The sequence below is a fragment of the Streptomyces sp. NPDC058671 genome (assembly GCF_042716475.1).
In the GTDB taxonomy this organism is placed as follows: domain Bacteria; phylum Actinomycetota; class Actinomycetes; order Streptomycetales; family Streptomycetaceae; genus Streptomyces.
The window spans coordinates 69,329-88,989 of the sequence record NZ_JBHXSA010000002.1 but is presented as its reverse complement, the minus strand read 5'-3'; the positions used below and the strand labels follow the sequence as shown (position 1 = coordinate 88,989).

Annotated in this window: 17 protein-coding genes; 10 read left to right on the top strand and 7 right to left on the bottom strand. The window is 73.3% G+C overall.

Features of this window, described 5'->3' with window-relative positions:
* Positions 1–12: 12 nt before the first annotated feature.
* Genes ACFWV2_RS02565 through ACFWV2_RS02555 form a run of 3 tightly spaced genes read right to left on the bottom strand, consistent with a single transcriptional unit; the run spans position 13 to position 2,305 of the window.
* On the bottom strand, positions 13–663 hold the full coding sequence (locus tag ACFWV2_RS02565) for an ABC transporter (RefSeq protein ID WP_384400531.1): 651 nt from the start codon (positions 661–663) through the stop codon (positions 13–15).
* A complete protein-coding gene (locus tag ACFWV2_RS02560) occupies positions 660–1,631 on the bottom strand; it encodes an ATP-binding cassette domain-containing protein (RefSeq protein ID WP_384400528.1) in 972 nt (323 codons plus the stop codon). The genes ACFWV2_RS02565 and ACFWV2_RS02560 overlap by 4 nt, the downstream gene beginning before the upstream one ends.
* Positions 1,628–2,305 (bottom strand): AIM24 family protein, encoded by a 678-nt coding sequence (locus ACFWV2_RS02555; protein WP_384400525.1) that lies wholly within the window; start codon positions 2,303–2,305, stop codon positions 1,628–1,630. Before ACFWV2_RS02555 ends, ACFWV2_RS02560 begins: the two co-directional genes overlap by 4 nt.
* Positions 2,306–2,375: 70 nt before the next feature.
* On the opposite strand from ACFWV2_RS02555, the gene ACFWV2_RS02550 reads away from it, so the two are divergent.
* The 3 genes from ACFWV2_RS02550 to ACFWV2_RS02540 all read left to right on the top strand — a co-directional run bounded on the left by ACFWV2_RS02550 (position 2,376) and on the right by ACFWV2_RS02540 (position 5,632).
* Positions 2,376–3,083, top strand: coding sequence for a peptidyl-tRNA hydrolase (locus ACFWV2_RS02550; protein WP_384400522.1), 708 nt, complete (start codon positions 2,376–2,378; stop codon positions 3,081–3,083).
* 106 nt (positions 3,084–3,189) lie between these two features.
* Positions 3,190–4,599: a DUF692 family multinuclear iron-containing protein gene (locus tag ACFWV2_RS02545; RefSeq protein WP_384400519.1), complete on the top strand. Its 1,410-nt coding sequence runs from the start codon at positions 3,190–3,192 to the stop codon at positions 4,597–4,599.
* Positions 4,600–4,606: 7 nt separating this feature from the next.
* The gene (locus ACFWV2_RS02540) at positions 4,607–5,632 is read left to right on the top strand and encodes a TIGR04222 domain-containing membrane protein (protein ID WP_384400517.1); all 1,026 of its coding nucleotides are present in this window, start codon (positions 4,607–4,609) and stop codon (positions 5,630–5,632) included.
* 158 nt (positions 5,633–5,790) lie between these two features.
* On the opposite strand, the gene hemQ is transcribed toward ACFWV2_RS02540, so the two are convergent.
* Together hemQ and hemG are read right to left on the bottom strand one after the other, a co-directional pair.
* Positions 5,791–6,504, bottom strand: coding sequence for a hydrogen peroxide-dependent heme synthase (gene hemQ, locus ACFWV2_RS02535; RefSeq protein WP_384400514.1), 714 nt, complete (start codon positions 6,502–6,504; stop codon positions 5,791–5,793).
* 17 nt (positions 6,505–6,521) lie between these two features.
* Entirely contained in the window at positions 6,522–7,985 is a 1,464-nt protein-coding gene (gene hemG, locus ACFWV2_RS02530) for a protoporphyrinogen oxidase (protein WP_384400511.1), read from the bottom strand.
* Between the two features lie 148 nt (positions 7,986–8,133).
* Between hemG and ACFWV2_RS02525 the strand changes: the two genes are divergently transcribed.
* A complete protein-coding gene (locus tag ACFWV2_RS02525) occupies positions 8,134–9,141 on the top strand; it encodes a DUF4349 domain-containing protein (protein WP_384400508.1) in 1,008 nt (335 codons plus the stop codon).
* Between the two features lie 9 nt (positions 9,142–9,150).
* Complete coding sequence (locus ACFWV2_RS02520; protein ID WP_384400506.1) at positions 9,151–10,563, top strand: FAD-dependent oxidoreductase; 1,413 nt, start codon at positions 9,151–9,153, stop codon at positions 10,561–10,563.
* 55 nt (positions 10,564–10,618) lie between these two features.
* Here ACFWV2_RS02520 and hemE read toward each other — a convergent pair whose 3' ends face one another.
* Positions 10,619–11,695 (bottom strand): uroporphyrinogen decarboxylase, encoded by a 1,077-nt coding sequence (gene hemE / locus ACFWV2_RS02515; protein ID WP_360789561.1) that lies wholly within the window; start codon positions 11,693–11,695, stop codon positions 10,619–10,621.
* 91 nt (positions 11,696–11,786) lie between these two features.
* Here hemE and ACFWV2_RS02510 point away from each other — a divergent pair, with 91 nt between their 5' ends.
* From ACFWV2_RS02510 to ACFWV2_RS02500, 3 genes are all read left to right on the top strand, one after another.
* Positions 11,787–12,482, top strand: a complete 696-nt coding sequence (locus ACFWV2_RS02510; protein WP_384400503.1) for a DUF3000 domain-containing protein — start codon at positions 11,787–11,789, stop codon at positions 12,480–12,482.
* 238 nt (positions 12,483–12,720) lie between these two features.
* On the top strand, positions 12,721–13,386 hold the full coding sequence (locus ACFWV2_RS02505; protein ID WP_360789555.1) for a response regulator transcription factor: 666 nt from the start codon (positions 12,721–12,723) through the stop codon (positions 13,384–13,386).
* 82 nt (positions 13,387–13,468) lie between these two features.
* Entirely contained in the window at positions 13,469–14,752 is a 1,284-nt protein-coding gene (locus tag ACFWV2_RS02500; protein ID WP_384400500.1) for an HRDC domain-containing protein, read from the top strand.
* Positions 14,753–14,806: 54 nt separating this feature from the next.
* Here the strand turns inward: ACFWV2_RS02500 and ACFWV2_RS02495 are convergent, their stop codons facing one another.
* Positions 14,807–15,928 carry an alpha/beta fold hydrolase gene (locus ACFWV2_RS02495; RefSeq protein WP_384400496.1) on the bottom strand — a complete coding sequence of 374 codons (1,122 nt, stop codon included), beginning with the start codon at positions 15,926–15,928 and terminating at the stop codon, positions 14,807–14,809.
* A 308-nt stretch (positions 15,929–16,236) separates the two neighbouring features.
* On the opposite strand from ACFWV2_RS02495, the gene ACFWV2_RS02490 reads away from it, so the two are divergent.
* Positions 16,237–17,451 carry an acetyl-CoA C-acyltransferase gene (locus ACFWV2_RS02490; protein ID WP_360789549.1) on the top strand — a complete coding sequence of 405 codons (1,215 nt, stop codon included), beginning with the start codon at positions 16,237–16,239 and terminating at the stop codon, positions 17,449–17,451.
* On the top strand, positions 17,448–19,586 hold the full coding sequence (locus tag ACFWV2_RS02485) for a 3-hydroxyacyl-CoA dehydrogenase NAD-binding domain-containing protein (RefSeq protein ID WP_360789546.1): 2,139 nt from the start codon (positions 17,448–17,450) through the stop codon (positions 19,584–19,586). Before ACFWV2_RS02490 ends, ACFWV2_RS02485 begins: the two co-directional genes overlap by 4 nt.
* Positions 19,587–19,661 lie beyond the last annotated feature (75 nt).

Below are 19,661 nucleotides of genomic sequence, written 5' to 3'. Positions count from 1 at the left end.
CTTCGAGCGTACTCACTCCAGACGTGCCGTGGCCCGGCAGGCGAAGGCCGCCACCACGCCGGCCAGGAGCACGGCACCGGCGCAGGCGAGCCACGGAGGCTCCGCCGCCGCCGTGCGGGAGCCCGTGATCAGGGCCGTCACCGCGTGCTTCGCCGGCGACCCGGTGGTCACCAGGGCCAGCAGCGAGCCCAGGGCCAGGGCCGCGAGCGACCAGCCGGCGGCGCGGAGGAAGGGCCTGGAGGTCAGCGCGCCGACGGCGGCGCCCGTCAGGGCGCAGGCCACGGCCGCGACGAGGCCGGTGCTCGCGGCGGCCGGCGCCGTGACGCCGCGCCGGTCGCAGAGCGCGGTCACCGCGAGCACGGCGACCGCGCCGATGAGCACGGGCAGGGCGGTCCCGGTCACGAGTGCCGCGAGATGGGCGCGGTCCCGGCCGGCCGCGGCCGCGACGACGCTCCTCGCGGCGGGCGGCTCCTGCGTCAGACAGATCCGGACGGACCAGGCGGTCACCGGAAGGAGAGCCGCCGCCGCGAAGCCGAGGGCCCCGAGCACCGGCTCGCCCGGGTTGACGCCGACCCCGACGAAGGCCGCGTACAGGAGGAGCGGGGCGAGCCAGCGCTGCGAGCGGAGCAGCAGGCCCGTCTGGTAGCGCAGGAGCGCCGTCATACCCGTACGCCCTCGGTGGTGAGGTGATGGACGTGCCAGGACGCCGCGAGGAGCGCCCCCAGCAGGGCGTCGGAGTGGGCGGCGCCCACGGTCAGGACGGTGGTGATGCCGTCGGGCCCCGGAGCGACGACGGGATCGCCGGGCAGCCACGCGGGCAACGGGCGCCGCCCCCCGGAGACGACGATCGTGACGAGGGAGGCGGGCGCGGGCGGGTCGGGGTCGGGCGAGTGCGGGTCGGGGTCGGGGTCGGGGTCGGGGTCGGGGTCGGGTGAGTCTCGGTCGGCGGGGGTGGCCGTCCCGTACCCCGGCGCGACCGCTTCGCGTCCGGGCCCGACCGTCCCACGTCCGGGCGCGGCGGTTCGCTCCCGGGCTCGCCCCGCCCCCACCTCGTACACCGCGTCCGCCTCGTCCGCGAGTCGTCGGGGGTCGTGGTCGACGAAGACGACCGTCGCGCCCGCCGCCCGGCGTTCCCGGACGGCCGCGTCCAGCTCCGCACGCGCGCGCGTGTCGAGGCCCGTCCAGGCCTCGTCGAGGACGAGGAGGGCCGGATCGGCGACGAACGCCTGCGCCACGGCGACCTTCTGGCTGCTGCCCTTGGAGAGCCGCGCCATGTCCGTACGGGCGTGCTCGGCGGCCCCGAGGCGTTCCAGCCACTCCCCCGCCCGGGCCCGCGCCGCCGCCCTGCCGAGGCCCTGGACGCGCCCCAGGTGGACGAGGTAGTCGACGGCCGTGAACGGCAGGGCGACCGGGAAGCGTTCGGGGACGTACGCGGTACGGGCCGGACGGCCCGTGACCCGGCCCTCGCTCGGCGCGTCGACACCGGCGACGAGCCGGAGCAGGGTGGACTTGCCGGTGCCGTTGGCGCCGACGACCCGCACGAGCGTCGCCGCGGGCAGGTCGAGACCGACGTCACGCAGGACCCACGGCCCCCGGAGGCCGTGCCGGCGCCCGACCCCCTCCAGCCTCAACCGCCCGAGTTCTTCTGCGGGGTGGCCTCGCTGGGACGGACGACCACGAAACCCTGGCCCTCCAGCTTCAGCTGCACCGCCTCGCCCGAGCCGCCGCGCATCATCGAGCCCAGCGACTGCGAGCGGTGCAGCGAGGTGCTCAGCTGCTCGCTCCAGCCGACGACGGCGTCCGTGTCGACGAAGACGGGTGCCTGCGGGGTGACGGGGATGACGATGGGGGTGCCCTCGCAGATCAGGGCGACCTTGCCGTGACCGGTGAAGACGGAGTTGAAGAGGCCGCCGCCGGTCATACCGGCGCCCTTCACCGTCTTGATCTCGTAGCGGAGGGTCGCGTCGAAGCAGAGCACGTTGCGGCCGTTGACCGAGAACGCGTCGCCCTGCTCGATCTCGACGATGAAGCAGTTCTGCGCCTCGTGCGCGAACCAGGCCTCGCCCTGGCCGCGCACGGCCATCAGCGCCAGGCCCTCGCCGGTGACGGCGCGCTTGAGCAGACCTCCGATGCCCTGCCCCTTGCGCTCGAACTGGAGGTCGCCGCGGAAGGCGATCATCGACCCCTGACGAGCGTGCATCTCGCCGTTGACCGTGTACTTGACGGATTTGGCGTTCTGCAGGGTCATGCCCGGGAAGCCGGCGGCCTCGGCGAGGTGCTCACCGGCGAAAAGATCGCTCTTCATGGGGGCATCCTGGCCCGGAAGGGACGACTCCCACAAGAACGGCTCGTCACCGCGATGGCAGACTTGCCGGGTGAGCAGCAACGACACCGATCTCCGCGATGAGAAGCCCCAGTTCGTCCTCCCCCTGGTCGTCCGGATGGAGCGGGACGCGCCCCCGGCCCGTACCGACGCCCTGGAGACGGCCGCGCGCGCCGTCATGGAGATCCTCACCGACGCCCGTTCCCTCGGTGACGGGGAGTGGGCCCCGGCCATGACCGACTGGCAGGACGCCAGGATCCGCAAGGTGGTGCGCCGGGCGCGCGGCGCGGAGTGGCGGCAGGCGGAGGCGCTGCCGGGGATCACGGTCGCGGGCGAGGAGGCGGAGGTACGGGTCTTCCCGCCGGTTCCGCTCGACGGCTGGCCCAAGGAACTGGCCAAACTCCAGGTCTCGGGCACCGAACTCGACGACCCGGCCGCGCCCGGTCCCGTACCGGAGGGTGCCGTGGTGCTCTGGATCAACCCCGGGCTCGACATGTCGGCGGGCAAGACGATGGCGCAGACCGGGCACGGGGCGCAGCTGCTGTGGTGGGCGATGACGGACGCGGAGCGGAAGGAGTGGCAGGAGGCCGGTTTCCCGCTCGCGGTGCGGACGGCGGCGCCCGGACGCTGGGCCGCGCTCGCGGCGAGCGGTCTGCCCACCGTGCGGGACGCCGGGTTCACCGAGATCGCGCCGGGAGAGACGGTCGTGTCCGAGGGCAGCGACCGTTTCGCTCCCCGTCTGCGTCTCCCCCGGGCGTGAGCGCCGCCGGCGAACCTCAAATGAAGCTCTGAACGTCCCCCTCCCGGGGTTCGAACGTTCCCGCGAGGGCCATCACGTGGGTGACTGGGGACCGAAGGAGGGGGACATGACGGAACTCGGCATCGGCATCGGCTGGCGTCCCGAGATCGCTGAGGCGGTGGAGGGACTGTCCGGCGTCGACTGGGTGGAGGTCGTCGCGGAGAACATCTGCGCCGGCCATCTGCCCGCATCCCTGACGCGGCTGCGCGAGCGCGGTGTGACGGTCGTGCCGCACGGCGTGTCGCTGGGGCTCGGGGGCGCGGACCGGCCCGACCCGGCGCGGCTCGCGGCGCTCGGGGAGAAGGCGGTGGCGCTCGGGGCACCGCTGGTCACGGAACACATCGCGTTCGTCCGGGCCGGGGGGCCGCTCACGGCGACGCCGCGGCTCGAAGCGGGCCACCTGCTACCGGTGCCCCGGACCCGGGACGCCCTCGACGTGCTCGTCGAGAACGTGCGGATCGCCCAGGACGCGCTGCCCGTGCCGCTCGCCCTGGAGAACATCGCGGCGCTCCTCGCCTGGCCGGGCGAGGAGATGTCGGAGGGACGGTTCCTCGCGGAGCTGGTGGAGCGCACGGGGGTACGGCTCCTCGTCGACGTCGCCAACCTGCACACCAACCACGTCAACCGGGGCGAGGACCCGGCGCGGGCCCTGTCGGAACTGCCGGTCGAGGCGATCGCGTACGTGCACGTGGCGGGGGGTGTCGAGCGGGACGGCGTCTGGCACGACACCCACGCGCATCCCGTGCCGGAGGCGGTGTTGGACGTCCTGGCGGACCTCGCGTCCCGGGTGTCGCCGCCGGGCATCCTGCTGGAACGGGACGACGACTTCCCGCCCGCGGCGGAGCTGGCGGGGGAACTGGGCCGGATACGGGAGACGCTGACGGATGCGGCGCCGCGACGGGATGCCGCTTCCGGCGGAGGGGCTCCGCGCGGCCGGGCTGTGCTCCCTCGTCCCGCCCCTGCGGAACGTGGGCCCGCAGCCGGTACGGCGCTCCTCATCGGTGCCGAGGCCCGGGTCTCGGGAGGCCCGATGCCGGCCGCGCCCGCCTCGCGCGACGGCGACAGCGGTGGCGCGCGCCAGCGGCTCGGCCTCGCCCAGGCCTCCCTCCTCTCGGCGCTGGTCGCGGGCACGCCCGTGCCCGAGGGTTTCGACAGTCGGCGGCTCGGCGTGCAGAGCCGGGCGCTCGCGGCGAAGCGGGCGGGGGTGGTCGCGAAGGTCGCGCCGGAGCTGCCGGAGATCCTGGGCACGGACTTCCGGCGGGCGTTCCTCGGCTACGCCAGGTCCCGCCCCATGACCGGCGGCTACCGCCGGGACGCGCTGGACTTCGCCGCACACCTGCTGGTGGCCGGCCGGCCGGAGGATCCGGCGGCGCGGCAGAGGCTGACCCGGTGGTGGGAGGACCGTTCCGGCAGCCGCCCGCCGGGCCGCGCCACCCGGCTCGTACGGGCCGCCCGTCACGCACTGGTCGGAAGGTGAGGTGCCCATGAACGTCCTGACCGCCCTCTACTACCTCTTCGGTGCCGTCGGCATCACCCTGGTCGTCACCCGGGTCGTGCGGACGCGGCGCGGTCCCGGCGGGCCCGTCCACGACCGGTACGAGGTCGCCTTCCTCACCGGCGGGCCGGCCAGGGTCGTCGACACGGCGCTCGCCGCGCTCCAGGCGGACGGCCGGCTGGCGGTCGGCGGCCCGGGGATCGTGGCCGTCGTCCGGCCCGTCGCGCACGACCCGGTGGAGCGCGCCGTGTTCCAGGCGCACGCCGCCGCCCCGCACGGCGCGCTGCACCACCTGCGGCTCGCCGTGATGCGGCACCCGGCGGTGCAGGAGGTCGGCGACGCGCTCGCGGCGCGCGGGCTCGTCGTCCCTCCGGCGACCCGGCGTACCACGGCCTGGTGGTGTGCCGGGCTCGGTCTGTCGGTCTTCGTGCTGGTCCCGGTGTCGGTCGTCCTGACGGCGGTGGGCTTCGCGGTGACGCCGGGATTGTCGGTGCCGTTCGTCTTCTCGGTCCTGCCGGCGCTGCTGGCCTGCGGGCTCACGGCCCTCGTCTGCGGGGCGGTGTCCGGCCGGCAGGTCACCTCGGCCGGGCGGAACGCGCTCTTCGCGTACGGGCGGGCGTACGGGCACCTCACGGACGCCGGGCATCTCGTGGCCCTGCACGGCCTGCGGGCTCTGCCGGACCCGGTGTTGCGGGAGCAGATCCTGGCCGCCGCCCGGTTCTACGGACCGGTCAGGCGCGGCAGGCGTCCTTCGCCGCAGTTCGTCGCGGACTGGGGTGCGGCGGACGCCTCCGGAGCGGTGGCCCTGTGGTGCGCGGGGAACAGCTCCTGCGGCGGAGGCGGTGGCTCCGGTGGCTCCGGGTCGTGTTCCTCGGGTTCCTGTTCCGGAGGGGGCTCCGGCTGCGGGGGCGGCGGAGGCGGAGGCGGCGGCAGCTCGTGCTCCGGCTCCAGCGGGAGTTCGTGCTCCAGCTCGAGTTCCGGCGGAAGCTCGTGCTCCAGTTCCAGCAGCTCATGAGATGACGCCGGTGCGGCGCGCGTGACGCGCGCCGCACCCGGTGCCGGACCCGGTGTCGCTGGACCCGCAGGCGAGATTCCCGCCTGCCGTCTGATCTTCCGGGTCGAGGGGTGACGCACCCGGCCGGGAGCCGGGCCGCCACCATGTTCGTACGGCCGTCAGGCCAGGCCCGCCACCAGGTCGGCGACGCTCTTGCGGCGACCGGTGTAGAACGGGACCTCCTCGCGGACGTGCATCCGCGCCTCGGAGGCGCGCAGGTGACGCATGAGGTCCACGATGCGGTGCAGCTCGTCGGCCTCGAAGGCGAGGAGCCACTCGTAGTCGCCCAGCGAGAAGGAGGCGACGGTGTTGGCGCGGACGTCCGGGAAGCCACGGGCCATCTTGCCGTGGTCGGCGAGCATCCTGCGGCGGTCCTCGTCCGGCAGCAGGTACCAGTCGTAGGAGCGCACGAAGGGGTAGACCGAGACGTAGTCGCGGGGGTTCTCGTCGGCCAGGAAGGCCGGGATGTGCGACTTGTTGAACTCGGCGGGGCGGTGCAGCGCCATGTTCGACCAGACCGGGTCGAGGGCGCGGCCAAGGCGGGTGCGGCGGAAGAGGTTGTACGCCTCCTGGAGCTCGTCGCTCGTCTCGGCGTGCCACCAGATCATGACGTCGGCGTCGGCGCGCAGACCGGACAGGTCGTACGTGCCGCGGACGGTGATGTCCTTGGCCGCGAGCTGGTCGAACAGCTCCTGGACCTCGTCGGCGTAACCGCCGCGGTCCTCGGGCAGGACGTCGCGCAGCTTGAAGACGGACCACAGGGTGTAGCGGATGACCTCGTTGAGGTCCTTCGCCTTCTTACCGGCGTTCGGGATCTTTTCGGGCGCACTCATACGCCTATTCTCGCCCGTCACCGGGAGTGCCCCGCACCGGGGTCGGTCCTTTTCGACGTGGCGATGATCTCGTCCGCGATCTCGTCGGCGGCGCGGTGGGCCGAGACGACGCAGGCGGGGATGCCGACACCGTCGTACGCGGCGCCCGCGACCCGCAGCCCGGGGAGCGCGGCGACGGCTTCGCGGACCCGGACGACGCGGGCGAGGTGGCCGACCGGGTACTGGGGCAGGCCGCCGGGCCAGCGGGTGACCGTGGTGGCGACGGGGCGGGCGGCGAGACCGGTGGCGGCGGCGAGGTCCTTCAGGGAGGCGGCGACGAGGTCGGCGTCCTCGCGGTGGACCTGCTCCTCCTCGCCGTGCCGGCCGACGGAGGTGCGCAGCACGAACAGGTCGGGGGCGCCGTCGGTGACCCAGCGCCACTTCTGCGAGGAGAAGGTGGAGGCCTTGATCGTGTGGCCGTCGACGGGCGGCACGAGGAAACCGGAGCCGGCCAGGGCGGGCATGTCGGTGCGGCGGAAGGCGAGGGTGACCAGGGCCATGGAGGCGTACGCGACGGCGTCGAGTTCGGCGGCCGCCGCGGGGGCGTGGGGGGCGAGGAGCGCGGCGGCGGGCCCGGCGGGGGTGGCGAGGACGACGGCGTCCGCGTCGAGGACCCGGTCGCCGGTCACGACCTGCCAGCCGGTGCGGCCGGTGCGGCGCAGTCCGGTCACGGGGGCGTCGGTGAGGATCTCGCCGCCCGCGGCGCGGATCGCGGCGGCGACCGCGCCGGGCAGGGTGCCGACACCCCCGTCGACACCGAGGAAGACGGAGCCGCCGAGGCCGGTGGCGGCGCCCGCCGCGTCGGCGGGGACGGCGGCTCCGGCCTGCTGGACGGCGCGGACGGCGGCGGTGAGGGTGGGGTGGGCGCGGGCGGCGTCGAAGAGGGCGGGGACGGCGGCCCGCATCGAGATGCGGTAGGCGTCACCGGCGTACACCCCGCCGAGGAGGGGTTCCACGAGCCGGTCGACGACCTCGTGGCCCATGCGGTCGGCGACGTACGCGCCGATGGCGATGTCCTCGCCGATCTCGGTCGGGGGCAGCTCGGCGTCGCGGCCGATCCGGCGTACGCCCTCCTCGGAGAGGAGCCCGCCGACCGCGCGGGCGTCGCCGGGGACGCCCATGACGTGGCCCTTGGGCATGGGGACGAGCGCGCCCCGCGACCAGACGGACGCGGTGGTGGTGGCGGGGGCCTGGAGCCGGTCGCCGAGGCCGACCGCCCTGGCGAGGGCGACGGCCTCGGGGCGGCGGGCGAGCAGCGACTCGGCGCCGAGGTCCACGGGCGCTCCCGCGATCTCCCCGGCGAGGAGCTTGCCGCCGAGCCGGGGTCCCGCTTCGAGAAGCGTCACCCGGTGGCCGGCGACGGCCAGCCGGTGGGCGGCCGCCAGCCCGGCGATACCGCCTCCGGCGACGACGACATGGGGTCCCGTGGTGTCCGCGTTCATGGGACCACTCTCTCAAATCGCCCGCCGCTCCCGTTCCGAGGCCGGACCGTGACCGCATCGCTACCGCGGGAGGGCAACCCGTTCCGGGGGCTCGTACGTCGAAGAGGCGTCGAAGTGGCAGCACTTCACCACACCCTGGGGGGACACGATGCGCAGCGCACGTACGACGGCGAGGACACGGGTGGCGGCGGCCGCCGCCCTGCTGACGGCCGTACTGGTCGTGACCGGCTGCGGAGCCGACGACACCGGGATGAGCTCGGACGCCAAGCGGGACCTGGGCGCGGCGCAGCCCGCCGACGGGGCCGAGGGCAGTGCGGCCGACGCCTCCGGCCGGGGGGCCGCCGACGCCGCCTCGGGCAGCGGACAGGCGGCGGCGCCGTCCAAGGCCGCCGCCCAGCAGCACGTCATCCGTACCGCCTCGCTCTCGGTGCAGGTCGCGGACGCGACGAAGGCGGTGGCCACGGCCCGCCGGGTGGCGGCGGCGGCGGGCGGGCGGGTCGAGAACGAGTCGACGGAACGCGTCGACGACACCCACGTCACCTCGCACATCGTGCTGCGGGTGCCGCAGGAGCGGTACGACGCGGTGCTCACCGAGCTCGCGGGCACCGGGAAGCTCCTCGGCCGCAAGGCGGACGCCAAGGACGTCACCGAGCAGGTGGTGGACGTGGAGAGCCGGATCGCCACCCAGCGCGCGAGCGTGGCGCGGGTACGGGCGCTGATGCAGCGCGCGGAGAGGCTCGCGGACGTGGTGACCCTGGAGGGCGAACTGAGCCGCCGCCAGGCGGACCTGGAGTCGCTGCTGGCCCAGCAGTCCTCGCTGAAGGACCGCACGTCCCTGGCGACGATCTCCCTCCAGCTGACGGAGAAGGAGAAGCCGGCGCCCGCGGCGCCCGACGAGGGCCGTCCGGGCTTCGGGGACGCCCTCGGCGGCGGCTGGAACGCCCTGGTCGGCGCGGCCACCTGGATCGGTCTCGTCCTGGCCGCCCTGGCCCCGTGGCTCGCGGTCGGCCTGATCGCCTTCGCCCTGTGGCACCGTCTGATCCGCCCCCGTCGCACGGCCCGGAAGCCCCAGGACTCCCCCACGGAGCGGGAGGTGCCGCGCAACGCGGCGGGGGCGCCGACGGCTCCCGAACCCGCGGGGACCCCCGAGAAGTAGTTTCCTCCCATGAGCGAACGATTGGTTGTCATCGGTGGGGACGCGGCGGGGATGTCCGCCGCGTCGCAGGCGCGCAGGCTCAAGGGGGCCGGGGAGCTGGAGATCGTCGCCTTCGAGCGCGGTCGTTTCTCCTCGTACTCGGCGTGTGGCATCCCGTACTGGGTGGGGGGTGACGTCGCCACCCGCGACGAGTTGATCGCGCGCTCTCCCGAGGAGCACCGGGAGCGTGCCATCGACCTGCGGATGCGGACGGAGGTCACCGAGGTCGACGTGGCCGGTCAGCGGGTCCGTACCCGTGATCTCGAAGCGGGTACGGAGGCGTGGACGGGTTTCGACAAGCTGGTGATCGCGACGGGGGCCCGGCCGAAGCGGCCGCGGCTGCCGGGGATCGACGCGCCGGGGGTGCACGGGGTGCAGACCCTGGGCGACGGGCAGGCGTTGCTCGACTCGCTGGAGCGGGCGCCCGGGCGGCGGGCGGTCGTGGTCGGCGCGGGGTACATCGGCGTGGAGATGGCGGAGGCGCTGCTCGGCCGGGGCTACGAGGTGACGGTCCTGAACCGGGGCGAGCAGCCGATGGCGACCCTGGATCCGGACATGGGCCGTCTGGTGCACCGGGCGATGGACGGTCTGGGGATCACGACGGTCGCCTCGGCGGAGGTCACGAAGATCCTGACGGATGATGGGGGCACCTCCCTGCTCGAACGCAGCCGAGAGCTCGGGGGACGCCGGGTCCGGGCGGTGGCGACGGACGAGGCCGAGTACCCGGCGGACGTGGTGGTCCTCGGGATGGGGGTGGAGCCGGAGACGTCCCTGGCGAGGGCGGCGGGGCTGCCGCTCGGGTCGCACGGGGGGCTCCTCACCGATCCGGCGATGCGGGTGCGGGGGCAGGAGAACATCTGGGCGGGCGGTGACTGCGTGGAGGTCCTCGACCTGGTCTCAGGCAGGGAGCGGTACGTGCCGCTCGGGACGCACGCGAACAAGCACGGTCAGGTCATCGGCGCGAACGTGGGCGGCGACTACGCGACCTTCCCCGGCGTCGTCGGCACGGCGGTGTCGAAGGTGTGCGACCTGGAGATCGGCCGGACGGGCCTGCGGGAGAAGGACGCCCGTGCGATGGGGCTGCGGTACGTGTCGGTGACGGTGGAGTCGACGAGCCGGGCGGGGTACTACCCGGGGGCCGCGCCGATGACGGTGAAGATGCTGGCGGAGCGGCGCACGGGGCGGCTGCTCGGGGTGCAGATCGTGGGCCGGGAGGGCGCGGCGAAGCGGGTGGACATCGCGGCCGTGGCGCTGACGGCGCGGATGACGGTGGAGGCGATGACGGCGCTGGACCTCGGGTACGCGCCGCCGTTCTCGCCGGTGTGGGACCCGGTCCTGGTCGCGGCCCGCAAGGCTGCGGCGGCGGTCCGCGCGGCGGGCTGAGACGACGACGCCTCCGCCCGGTGGGGCGGAGGCGTCGGCTGTGCGGGGGCGACCGTCAGACGGCGGTCCGGGTGTGGACGTACTCGACGAGGCGGCTCAGCGCGTCGGGGTCCATGGACGGCATGACGCCGTGGCCCAGGTTGAAGACATGGCCCTCCAGGTCCTTCGCCGCGGCGAGGACCTCGTCGGTCTTGGCCTCCACGACCTCGCGGGAGGCGAAGAGCACGGCGGGGTCCAGGTTGCCCTGGAGCGCCTTGCCGGGGCCGACGCGGCGGGCGGCCTCGTCGAGCGGGACGCGCCAGTCGACGCCGACGACGTCCGCGCCGGCCTCGCCCATGAGGCCGAGCAGTTCGCCCGTACCGACGCCGAAGTGGATGCGGGGGACGCCGTATCCGGCGACCGCGTCGAAGACCTTCACGGAGGCCGGCATCACGGAGCGGCGGTAGTCGGCCGGGGCGAGGGCGCCGACCCAGGAGTCGAAGAGCTGGACGGCGGAGGCGCCGGCCTCGATCTGGACCTTGAGGAAGGCCGAGGTGATCTCGGCGAGGCGGTCGAGGAGGTCGGCCCAGAGCTGCGGGTCGCCGTACATGAGCGCCTTGGTGTGCTCGTGGTTGCGCGAGGGGCCGCCCTCGACGAGGTAGCTCGCGAGGGTGAAGGGCGCGCCGGCGAAGCCGATGAGCGGGGTCTCGCCCAGTTCCTCGGTGAGCATCCCGATGGCCTCGGTGACGTAGTGGACGTCCTCGGGGGTCAGGTCGCGCAGCCGGGCGAGGTCGGCGCGGGTGCGGATGGGGTCGGCGACGACGGGGCCCACGCCGGGCTTGATGTCGAGGTCGATGCCGATGGCCTTGAGGGGGACGACGATGTCGCTGAAGTAGATGGCGGCGTCGACCTTGTGGCGGCGGACCGGCTGGAGGGTGATCTCGGTGACCAGCTCGGGCCGCATGCACGACTCGAGCATGGGGATGCCCTCGCGCACCTTCAGGTACTCGGGGAGCGAGCGCCCGGCCTGCCGCATGAACCAGACGGGGGTGTGCGGCACGGGCTCACGCCGGCATGCCTTGAGGAACGCGGAGTCGTGCGTCCGCGACTGCTGCTTCGTCTGCTGGCCCTGCGGGCTGTCGTTGGCACTCACGCCCAGAATCTTCGCATGTGGCGGGAAGCCGCTCGTCCGGGCCGGGTGTCCCTCCCTGCACGGAGGCCCCGTTCCGCCTACTCTTCCCGGCATGGCTGCGGCGCAGGGACATTTTTCCGATCATTCCGACGGCGATCGAGGGACGGGCGAAACGGCGGACAGTACGGAGGCGAACGCGGTGCCACCGGCGTTCCGGCGGGCGGTGGAGGCCTTGCGCTCGGCGCGGCTGCGGCCGGAGGTCGAGGTCGATCCGACGAGGCCGCCGCAGCGCCTCGCGCCGCACGCGTACGCGGTGGAGGCGGCCGTGGTGGACGGCGAGGAGGATCTGGCGGACGGGCGGCTCGTCCTGCTGCACGATCCGGCCGGGCACGAGGCCTGGAAGGGAACGTTCCGCCTGGTGACGCTCGTCCGGGCGGAGCTGGAGCCGGAGATGGCCGCGGATCCGCTGCTGCCCGAGGTGTGCTGGTCCTGGCTGACCGGGGCGATGGACGCCCGGGGCCTCGCGTACGGGGAGGCCAGCGGGACCGTCACGATGGCGGGCTCGCACTACTTCGGCGGGCTCGCGGAGCGCAGGCCGGCGACCCAGATCGAGATCCGGGCGTCCTGGACGCCGCACGAGGGTCCGGGAGGCGTGCCGGACACGGGAGCGCACCTGGCGGCCTGGTGCGATCTCCTCTGCCAGATCGCGGGGCTCCCCCCGGCGCCGGCGGAACCCGGGGCGGCGGGGACGGTGTCGGGCGCGGGGGTCGTCTCGTTGCCACAGCGGCGGGGCCCGCAGCAGCCCTAGGGGGGTGAACGGCGGCGTCCCGGCGCTCCCTCGTGGGGGTGACGGGGCGGGGTCCGCTCGTAGGATGATCGATCAAGCGTCCGAATTGCCCTAATTGTTACTCACCAAATCGTGATCTTTCCCTAAAGGCGGGCGGCTCGGCTGCCGAAGGAGTGAGAGACCCCTTCACAGCACGGGTTCGCCCCCGGCCTCTTCCCCGAGCCGGCCCCCGTCCCGCATCCTTCCCCCAGGAGGCCTGGTGTCCGTTCTCCTCGAGCAGCCCGCAAGCCTGGTCGCCTACCGCCCGAACAAGCCGACGGCCATGGTCGTCGTAGCCGATCCGCGTGTCCGTTCCACCGTGACCCGCCACCTGTGGGCCCTCGGAGTACGTGACGTGATCGAGGCTTCGTCCATCGCGGAGGCACGTCCCCGCGTCGGCAACCCGCGCGACATCTGCGTTGCCGACGTCCATCTGCCCGACGGCAGCGGCCTGACACTGCTGTCCGAGACCCGCGCCGCGGGCTGGCCCAACGGCCTCGCCCTCTCGGCCGCCGATGACATCGGCGCCGTGCGCAACGCCCTGGCGGGCGGCGTGAAGGGCTATGTCGTCACCGGGACCCGGAACAACATCGGGCACCCCACCCGGCCCGGCGCCGCCCCCATCGGCGCCGCGGCCGCCCGTCTCGGCCACCGCCGCCCCCCGGGTACCCCGAGCCACCCGGGCGGCTACCGCGAGCTCTCCGGCCGGGAGGTCGAGGTGCTCCGGCTCGTCGCGGAGGGCCAGTCGAACAAGGCGATCGGCGTCTCCATGGGCCTCTCGGCCCTCACGGTGAAGAGCCACCTCGCCCGCATCGCCCGCAAGCTGGGCACCGGCGACCGCGCCGGCATGGTCGCGGTGGCCCTGCGGACGGGGATCATCCACTGACAGAACGGTGGACATCGGGCCCGCGCCTGTCGACGGAACGTTCCGTCGGCGGGCGCTTGCCGTTCACCGATACCCTTGACAGGTGACCGACGCCCAAGAGACCGCAGCAGACACAGCACTGCGCACCACCGGGGGCGGCCCCCCGGACGACGACGTCCCTGCGAATGGGCTTCCGATCCCGTTGCTGGAGCCCCGCGAGGGAGTTCCGCCCGTCGTCGAGACCGAGGACGCCCTCGCCGAGGTGATCGCCGCCTTCGCGGCCGGCCGCGGCCCCGTCGCCGTGGACGCCGAGCGCGCCTCCGGCTACCGCTACGGCCAACGCGCCTACCTCGTCCAGCTCCGTCGCGAGGGCGCGGGCACGGCGCTCATCGACCCCGTGGGCTGCCCCGACCTGTCGGGCCTCGGCAACGCGCTCGCCGGGACCGAGTGGATCCTGCACGCGGCGACCCAGGACCTCCCCTGCCTGCGCGACATAGGCATGCTCCCGACCTCGCTGTTCGACACGGAGCTGGCCGGGCGGCTCGCCGGCTTCCCCCGCGTCGGCCTCGGCGCGATGGTCGAGTCCGTCCTCGGCTACGCCCTGGAGAAGGGCCACTCCGCCGTGGACTGGTCCACCCGTCCGCTGCCCGAGCCCTGGCTGCGGTACGCGGCGCTCGACGTGGAGCTCCTCGTCGACCTGCGGGACGCGCTGGAGAAGGAGCTCGACCGGCAGGGCAAGCTGGACTGGGCGCACCAGGAGTTCGACGCCATCGCCGCGGCCCCGCCCGCCCCGCCCCGCAAGGACCCGTGGCGACGGACCTCCGGCATGCACAAGGTGCGCCGCCGGCGTCAGATGGCGGTCGTGAGGGAGCTGTGGACGGCCCGTGACGCGGTCGCCCAGCGGCGGGACGTCTCCCCCGGCAAGGTGCTGAGCGACGCGGCGATCGTGGAGGCGGCGCTCGCGGTGCCGGTGAACCTGGCCGCGCTCTCGGCACTGCCCGGGTTCGGTCACCGGACGGGCCGCCGTCAGCTGGAGCAGTGGCAGGCCGCGGTGGACCGGGCCAGGGCGCTGCCCGAGAGCGAGCTGCCGCAGCCCGGCCAGCAGATCGCGGGCCCGCCCCCGCCGCGCGCCTGGGCGGACAAGGACCCGGCCGCGGCGGCCCGCCTCTCGGCGGCGCGCGCGGCGGTCTCGGCGCTCGCGGAGGAGCTGAACCTCCCGCAGGAGAACCTGATCACCCCGGACACCGTGCGCCGGGTCTGCTGGGAGCCGCCGTCCCCGTCGGGCCCCGAGGGCGTGTCCGAGGCCCTGACGAACCACGGCGCCCGGCAGTGGCAGGTCGAGCTGGTGACCCCCCTCCTCGTGGAGGCGCTGACGGCGACGGCGTGACGCCGCCCGAACAGGCCCCCCGGCGCCCCCGACGGCGCCGGGGGCTTCGTCGTCCTACGAGACCGGGCTGAGGATGCCGTCGGTGTCCATGTCGAAGACGCCCTGGGTCTTGCCGTCGACCTTGAGGTGCTTCAGCCAGTGCTTCGAGAGGAGGTGCACGTTCTTGTGCTGCGCCTCCCACACCACCGAGTGCCCCGCGCAGGCCAGCCTGACCATGAGCTTGTGGGGGCCCGCGACGGCGTCGTAGAGCTCGGGGACCGAGAAGTTGAGTTCCGGGTCGGGGTTGGGCGGCGAGGTGTTCACCTGGGTGTCGCTGTCCCCGTACACGATGAGCACCGGCACGCTTCCGCCGAGCACTCCGCCCTGGGACGCCGTGGTCTTGTTCCATCCCCACCGGACGAAGTTCCTGATCCTGTTGAACCCGGTGGGCGGCCCCCAGGCGCTGCCGATCGGGTCACACGCCATGATCGCGTCCCAGGCCACGTCCGTGATGCCGGGTTCGCGCTGGTCCACGCAGTGCGTCTCGTTGTCCATGCCCCTGACGAACCCCGTCTTGCCACCGACGAAGGTCGGAAAGCCCGGCTGCGGCAGCGGGGACGGCGGGGTGGAAGAGCCGTTGGCCGGGAAGATCGGGGCCAGCAGGAACAGGCTCTCGACCCTGCCGGGGTTGTCGATCGCGTACGGCCCCATGTGGAAGGCGGCCGCGGACCAGCCGACGAAGGCGAGTTTCGCCGTCCCGCACTCGTTCAGGACGAACTCCACGACGGTGTTCAGCTCGTCGCGGTCGCTGTCCGAGTTGGTCAGCTGGTACGGGTAGCTCGGCGGGCCCGGCACGAATCCCGGCGGCCTCGGGTTCAGCAGGTGCTGCTGGGCGGGGTTGACGTTGCGGGGGTCGTCCATCTTGGGGCGCGGCGAGAGTCCCGAGCCCTGGAGGTCCATCAGGAAGACGTCGTAGCCGGCCTTCGCCAGGTCCTCGGCCCAGCTGTACGACTTGTACTGGAGGTCGAAGCCCGGGAGCACCGGGACGCTCCGGCCGTGGAGCATCAGGACCGGCTTGCGCGGCTGTCCCGGAGGCGTGCCGTTCCGCTCCCGTACGAAGAGCTCGACGATCTCGTCCTTGTTCGCCGGAACCGTGGAGGTATGGGTGACCTGGTGATCGGTGGTGACGATGGGCACGGGGATCCCTTCTGTGCGCGGGGCGCCGGGACCTCGCGCCCCGGCCCGGCCAGACTGCGGCCGCCCGTGCGAGCCGACCCCGTGACGCGGCCGCCGCCCTGGGCCATCGGAGGGCGGGACCGTTCGAACGGTCGGGCGTGCGCGGGGGGCGTGCGGTCGGTCCGGTGGCATCCTCGGGATGTGACCTTCGCCGCTTGGCCCCCAGGGGCTGGGCAGCCTGGTTACCCACAAGTAGCATGGGGGAAGCAAGCGCACGCTTAGGCGTGTGCTCGCAGCAGTGCCATCCCGCACCCTGGAGGAGAGCCATCGTGCCTCGTACCGTCAGGGACGTCGTCTTCGTCGACGGCGTCCGCACCCCGTTCGGCAAGGCGGGCCCGAAGGGCATCTACCACGAGACCCGCGCCGACGACCTCGTCGTCAAGGCCATCCGGGAGCTGCTGCGCCGCAACCCGGGCCTCGACCCGGCGCGGATCGACGAGGTCGCCATCGCCGCGACCACGCAGATCGGTGACCAGGGCCTGACCCTCGGCCGTACGGCGGGCATCCTCGCCGGGCTGCCGCAGTCGGTGCCGGGCTACTCCATCGACCGCATGTGCGCCGGTGCGCTGACCGCCGTGACGAGCGTCGCCGGCTCCATCGCCTTCGGTGCCTACGACGCCGTCATCGCCGGTGGCGTCGAGCACATGGGCCGCCACCCCATGGGCGAGGGCGTCGACCCGAACCCGCGGTTCGTGAGCGAGAAGCTGGTCGACGAGTCCGCCCTGTTCATGGGCATGACCGCCGAGAACCTGCACGACCGCTACCCCAGCATCACCAAGCGGCGCGCCGACGAGTACGCCGTGCGCTCGCAGGAGAAGGCCGCCAAGGCGTACGCCGACGGCAAGATCCAGCAGGACCTGGTGCCGATCTCGGTGCGCCGCACCGACGCCTCCACCGGTGAGACCGGCTGGGGCCTGGTCACCGCCGACGAGCCGATGCGTCCGGGCACCACCCTGGAGTCGCTGGCCGGCCTGAAGACGCCGTTCCGCGTCCACGGCAACGTGACCGCCGGCAACGCGGCCGGTCTCAACGACGGCGCCACCGCCTCGATCATCGCCTCCGAGGACTTCGCGCGGGAGAACGACCTCCCCGTCAAGATGCGCCTCGTCTCGTACGCCTTCGCCGGCGTCGAGCCCGAGGTCATGGGCTACGGCCCGATCCCCGCGACGGAGAAGGCGCTGGCCAAGGCCGGTCTCTCCATCGAGGACATCGACCTCTTCGAGGTCAACGAGGCCTTCGCGGTCCAGGTCCTCGCCTTCCTGGAGCACTACGGCATCGCCGACGACGACGCCCGCGTCAACCAGTACGGCGGCGCCATCGCCTACGGTCACCCGCTCGCCTCCTCCGGCGTCCGTCTCATGACGCAGCTGGCCCGCCAGTTCGAGGAGAACCCGCAGGTCCGCTACGGCCTCAACACGATGTGCGTCGGCTTCGGCATGGGCGCCACGGTCATCTGGGAAAACCCCCACTGGGAGGGCAAGTGAGCACCACCGCCGAGCTTCTGAAGGGCGCCGCGGAGCTCTTCCCGGACGAGGTCGTCACCAGCGCCCACGTCCGCCACTTCGACCTGCCCGCCGGTGCCGGCCGGTTCGCGCTGATCACCCTCGACAACGGCTTCGACCACACCAAGCCGACCACCTTCGGCCCGCAGTCCCTCGCCAACCTGAACACGGCGATCGACCAGGTCGAGGCGGAGGCCGCCAACGGTGAGATCGTCGGTGTCGGCCTCACCGGCAAGCCGTTCATCTTCGCCGTCGGCGCCGACCTCAAGGGCGTCGAGCTGCTGAAGAAGCACGACGAGGCGCTCGCCATCGGCAAGGGCGGCCACGACGTCTTCAAGCGTCTGTCCGCGCTCGCCGTGCCGACCTTCGCGTACTACAACGGCGCGGCCATGGGCGGCGGCGTCGAGGTCGGTCTGCACTGCTCCTACCGCACCGTGTCGAAGGCCCTGCCCGCCTTCTCGCTGCCCGAGGTCTTCCTCGGTCTGGTGCCCGGCTGGGGCGGCTGCGCGATCCTGCCGAACCTGATCGGCGCGGAGAAGGCCGTCTCGGTCATCATCGAGAACTCGCTGAACCAGAACCGCCAGCTCAAGGGCAAGCAGGTCTTCGAACTCGGCATCGCCGACGCCCTGTTCGAGGGCGCCGACTTCCTGGAGCAGTCGCTGATCTGGACGGCCTCCGTCCTGAACGGCTCCGTGACCGTCGAACGCCCCGAGATCGACCGCGGCGAGGGCTGGGACCAGGCCGTCGCCAAGGGCCGCGCCATCGCCGACTCCAAGGTGCACGGCGCCGCCCCGGCCGCCTACCGGGCCCTCGACATCATCGAGGCCGCCAAGGACGGCGACCTGCAGAAGGGCTTCGACGCCGAGGACCAGGCCCTCGCGGACCTGATCATGGGCGGCGAGCTGCGTGCCGGCATCTACGCCTTCAACCTGGTGCAGAAGCGCGGCAAGCGCCCCGCCGGCGCCCCGGACAAGTCCCTCGCCCGCCCGGTCACCAAGGTCGGTGTCGTCGGCGCCGGTCTGATGGCCTCCCAGCTGGCCCTGCTCTTCCTGCGCCGCCTGGAGGTGCCGGTCGTCCTGACCGACATCGACCAGGAGCGCGTCGACAAGGGCGTGGGCTACGTCCACGCCGAGATCGAGAAGCTGCTCGGCAAGGGCCGGATCAACCAGGACAAGGCCAACCGTCTCAAGGGCCTGGTCTCCGGCGTCCTGGACAAGGCCGAGGGCTTCGCGGACGCGGACTTCATCATCGAGGCCGTGTTCGAGGAGATGTCCGTCAAGCAGAAGGTGTTCGCGGAGGTCGAGGCGGTCGCCCCGGCGCACGCGATCCTCGCCACCAACACCTCCTCGCTGTCCGTCTCGGAGATGGCCTCCAAGCTCCAGCACCCGGAGCGCGTGGTCGGCTTCCACTTCTTCAACCCGGTCGCGATCCTCCCGCTCCTGGAGATCGTCCGCGGCGAGAAGACGGACGACGCCTCCCTCGCCACCGCCTTCGGCGTGGCGAAGAAGCTGAAGAAGACCGCGGTCCTCACCAAGGACGCCCCGGCGTTCGTCGTGAACCGCATCCTCACCCGCTTCATGGGCGAGATCCAGAACGTCATCGACGAGGGCACCCCCGTCGAGACGGCCGAGAAGGCCATCGAGCCGCTCGGTCTGCCGATGTCGCCGCTGGTGCTCCTGGAGCTCGTCGGCCCGGCGATCGGTCTGCACGTCTCCGAGACCCTGAACCGCTCCTTCCCGGACCGCTTCACCGTCTCGCCGAACCTCAAGCGTGTGGTCGAGGCCGGCAAGCGCGGCTTCTACGTCTACAACGCCGAGAACGGCTTCAAGCCGGAGCTCGACCCGGAGGTCGCCGCCCTCCTCGTCCAGGGCGACTCCGTCCTGACCGAGGAGCAGGTCCGCGACCGTGTCCTGGACGCGGTCGCGCAGGAGATCGGCCTGATGCTGGAGGAGGGTGTCGTCGCCGAGGCGCAGGACATCGACCTCTGCCTCATCACGGGCGCGGGCTGGCCCTTCCACCTGGGCGGCATCACGCCGTACCTGGACCGTGAGGGCGTCTCCGAGCGCGTCAACGGCAAGCGGTTCCTCGCGCAGGGCGTGGCGAGCGTCCCCGCGTAACGCCTCCCCGTACACGGGAACGGCCCCGGCACCTTCTCCAGGTGCCGGGGCCGTTCCCGTGCCGTCAGGGGCCGT

Bases quoted from the DNA above. Each gene is read 5' to 3' on its own strand.
- ACFWV2_RS02565 (WP_384400531.1), bottom strand. From the start codon at position 663: ATGACGGCGCTCCTGCGCTACCAGACGGGCCTGCTGCTCCGCTCGCAG.
- ACFWV2_RS02555 (WP_384400525.1), bottom strand. From the start codon at position 2,305: ATGAAGAGCGATCTTTTCGCCGGTGAGCACCTCGCCGAGGCCGCCGGC.
- ACFWV2_RS02545 (WP_384400519.1), top strand. From the start codon at position 3,190: ATGACGGAACTCGGCATCGGCATCGGCTGGCGTCCCGAGATCGCTGAG.
- ACFWV2_RS02540 (WP_384400517.1), top strand. From the start codon at position 4,607: ATGAACGTCCTGACCGCCCTCTACTACCTCTTCGGTGCCGTCGGCATC.
- hemQ (WP_384400514.1), bottom strand. From the start codon at position 6,504: ATGAGTGCGCCCGAAAAGATCCCGAACGCCGGTAAGAAGGCGAAGGAC.
- hemG (WP_384400511.1), bottom strand. From the start codon at position 7,985: ATGAACGCGGACACCACGGGACCCCATGTCGTCGTCGCCGGAGGCGGT.
- ACFWV2_RS02525 (WP_384400508.1), top strand. From the start codon at position 8,134: ATGCGCAGCGCACGTACGACGGCGAGGACACGGGTGGCGGCGGCCGCC.
- ACFWV2_RS02520 (WP_384400506.1), top strand. From the start codon at position 9,151: ATGAGCGAACGATTGGTTGTCATCGGTGGGGACGCGGCGGGGATGTCC.
- ACFWV2_RS02510 (WP_384400503.1), top strand. From the start codon at position 11,787: ATGGCTGCGGCGCAGGGACATTTTTCCGATCATTCCGACGGCGATCGA.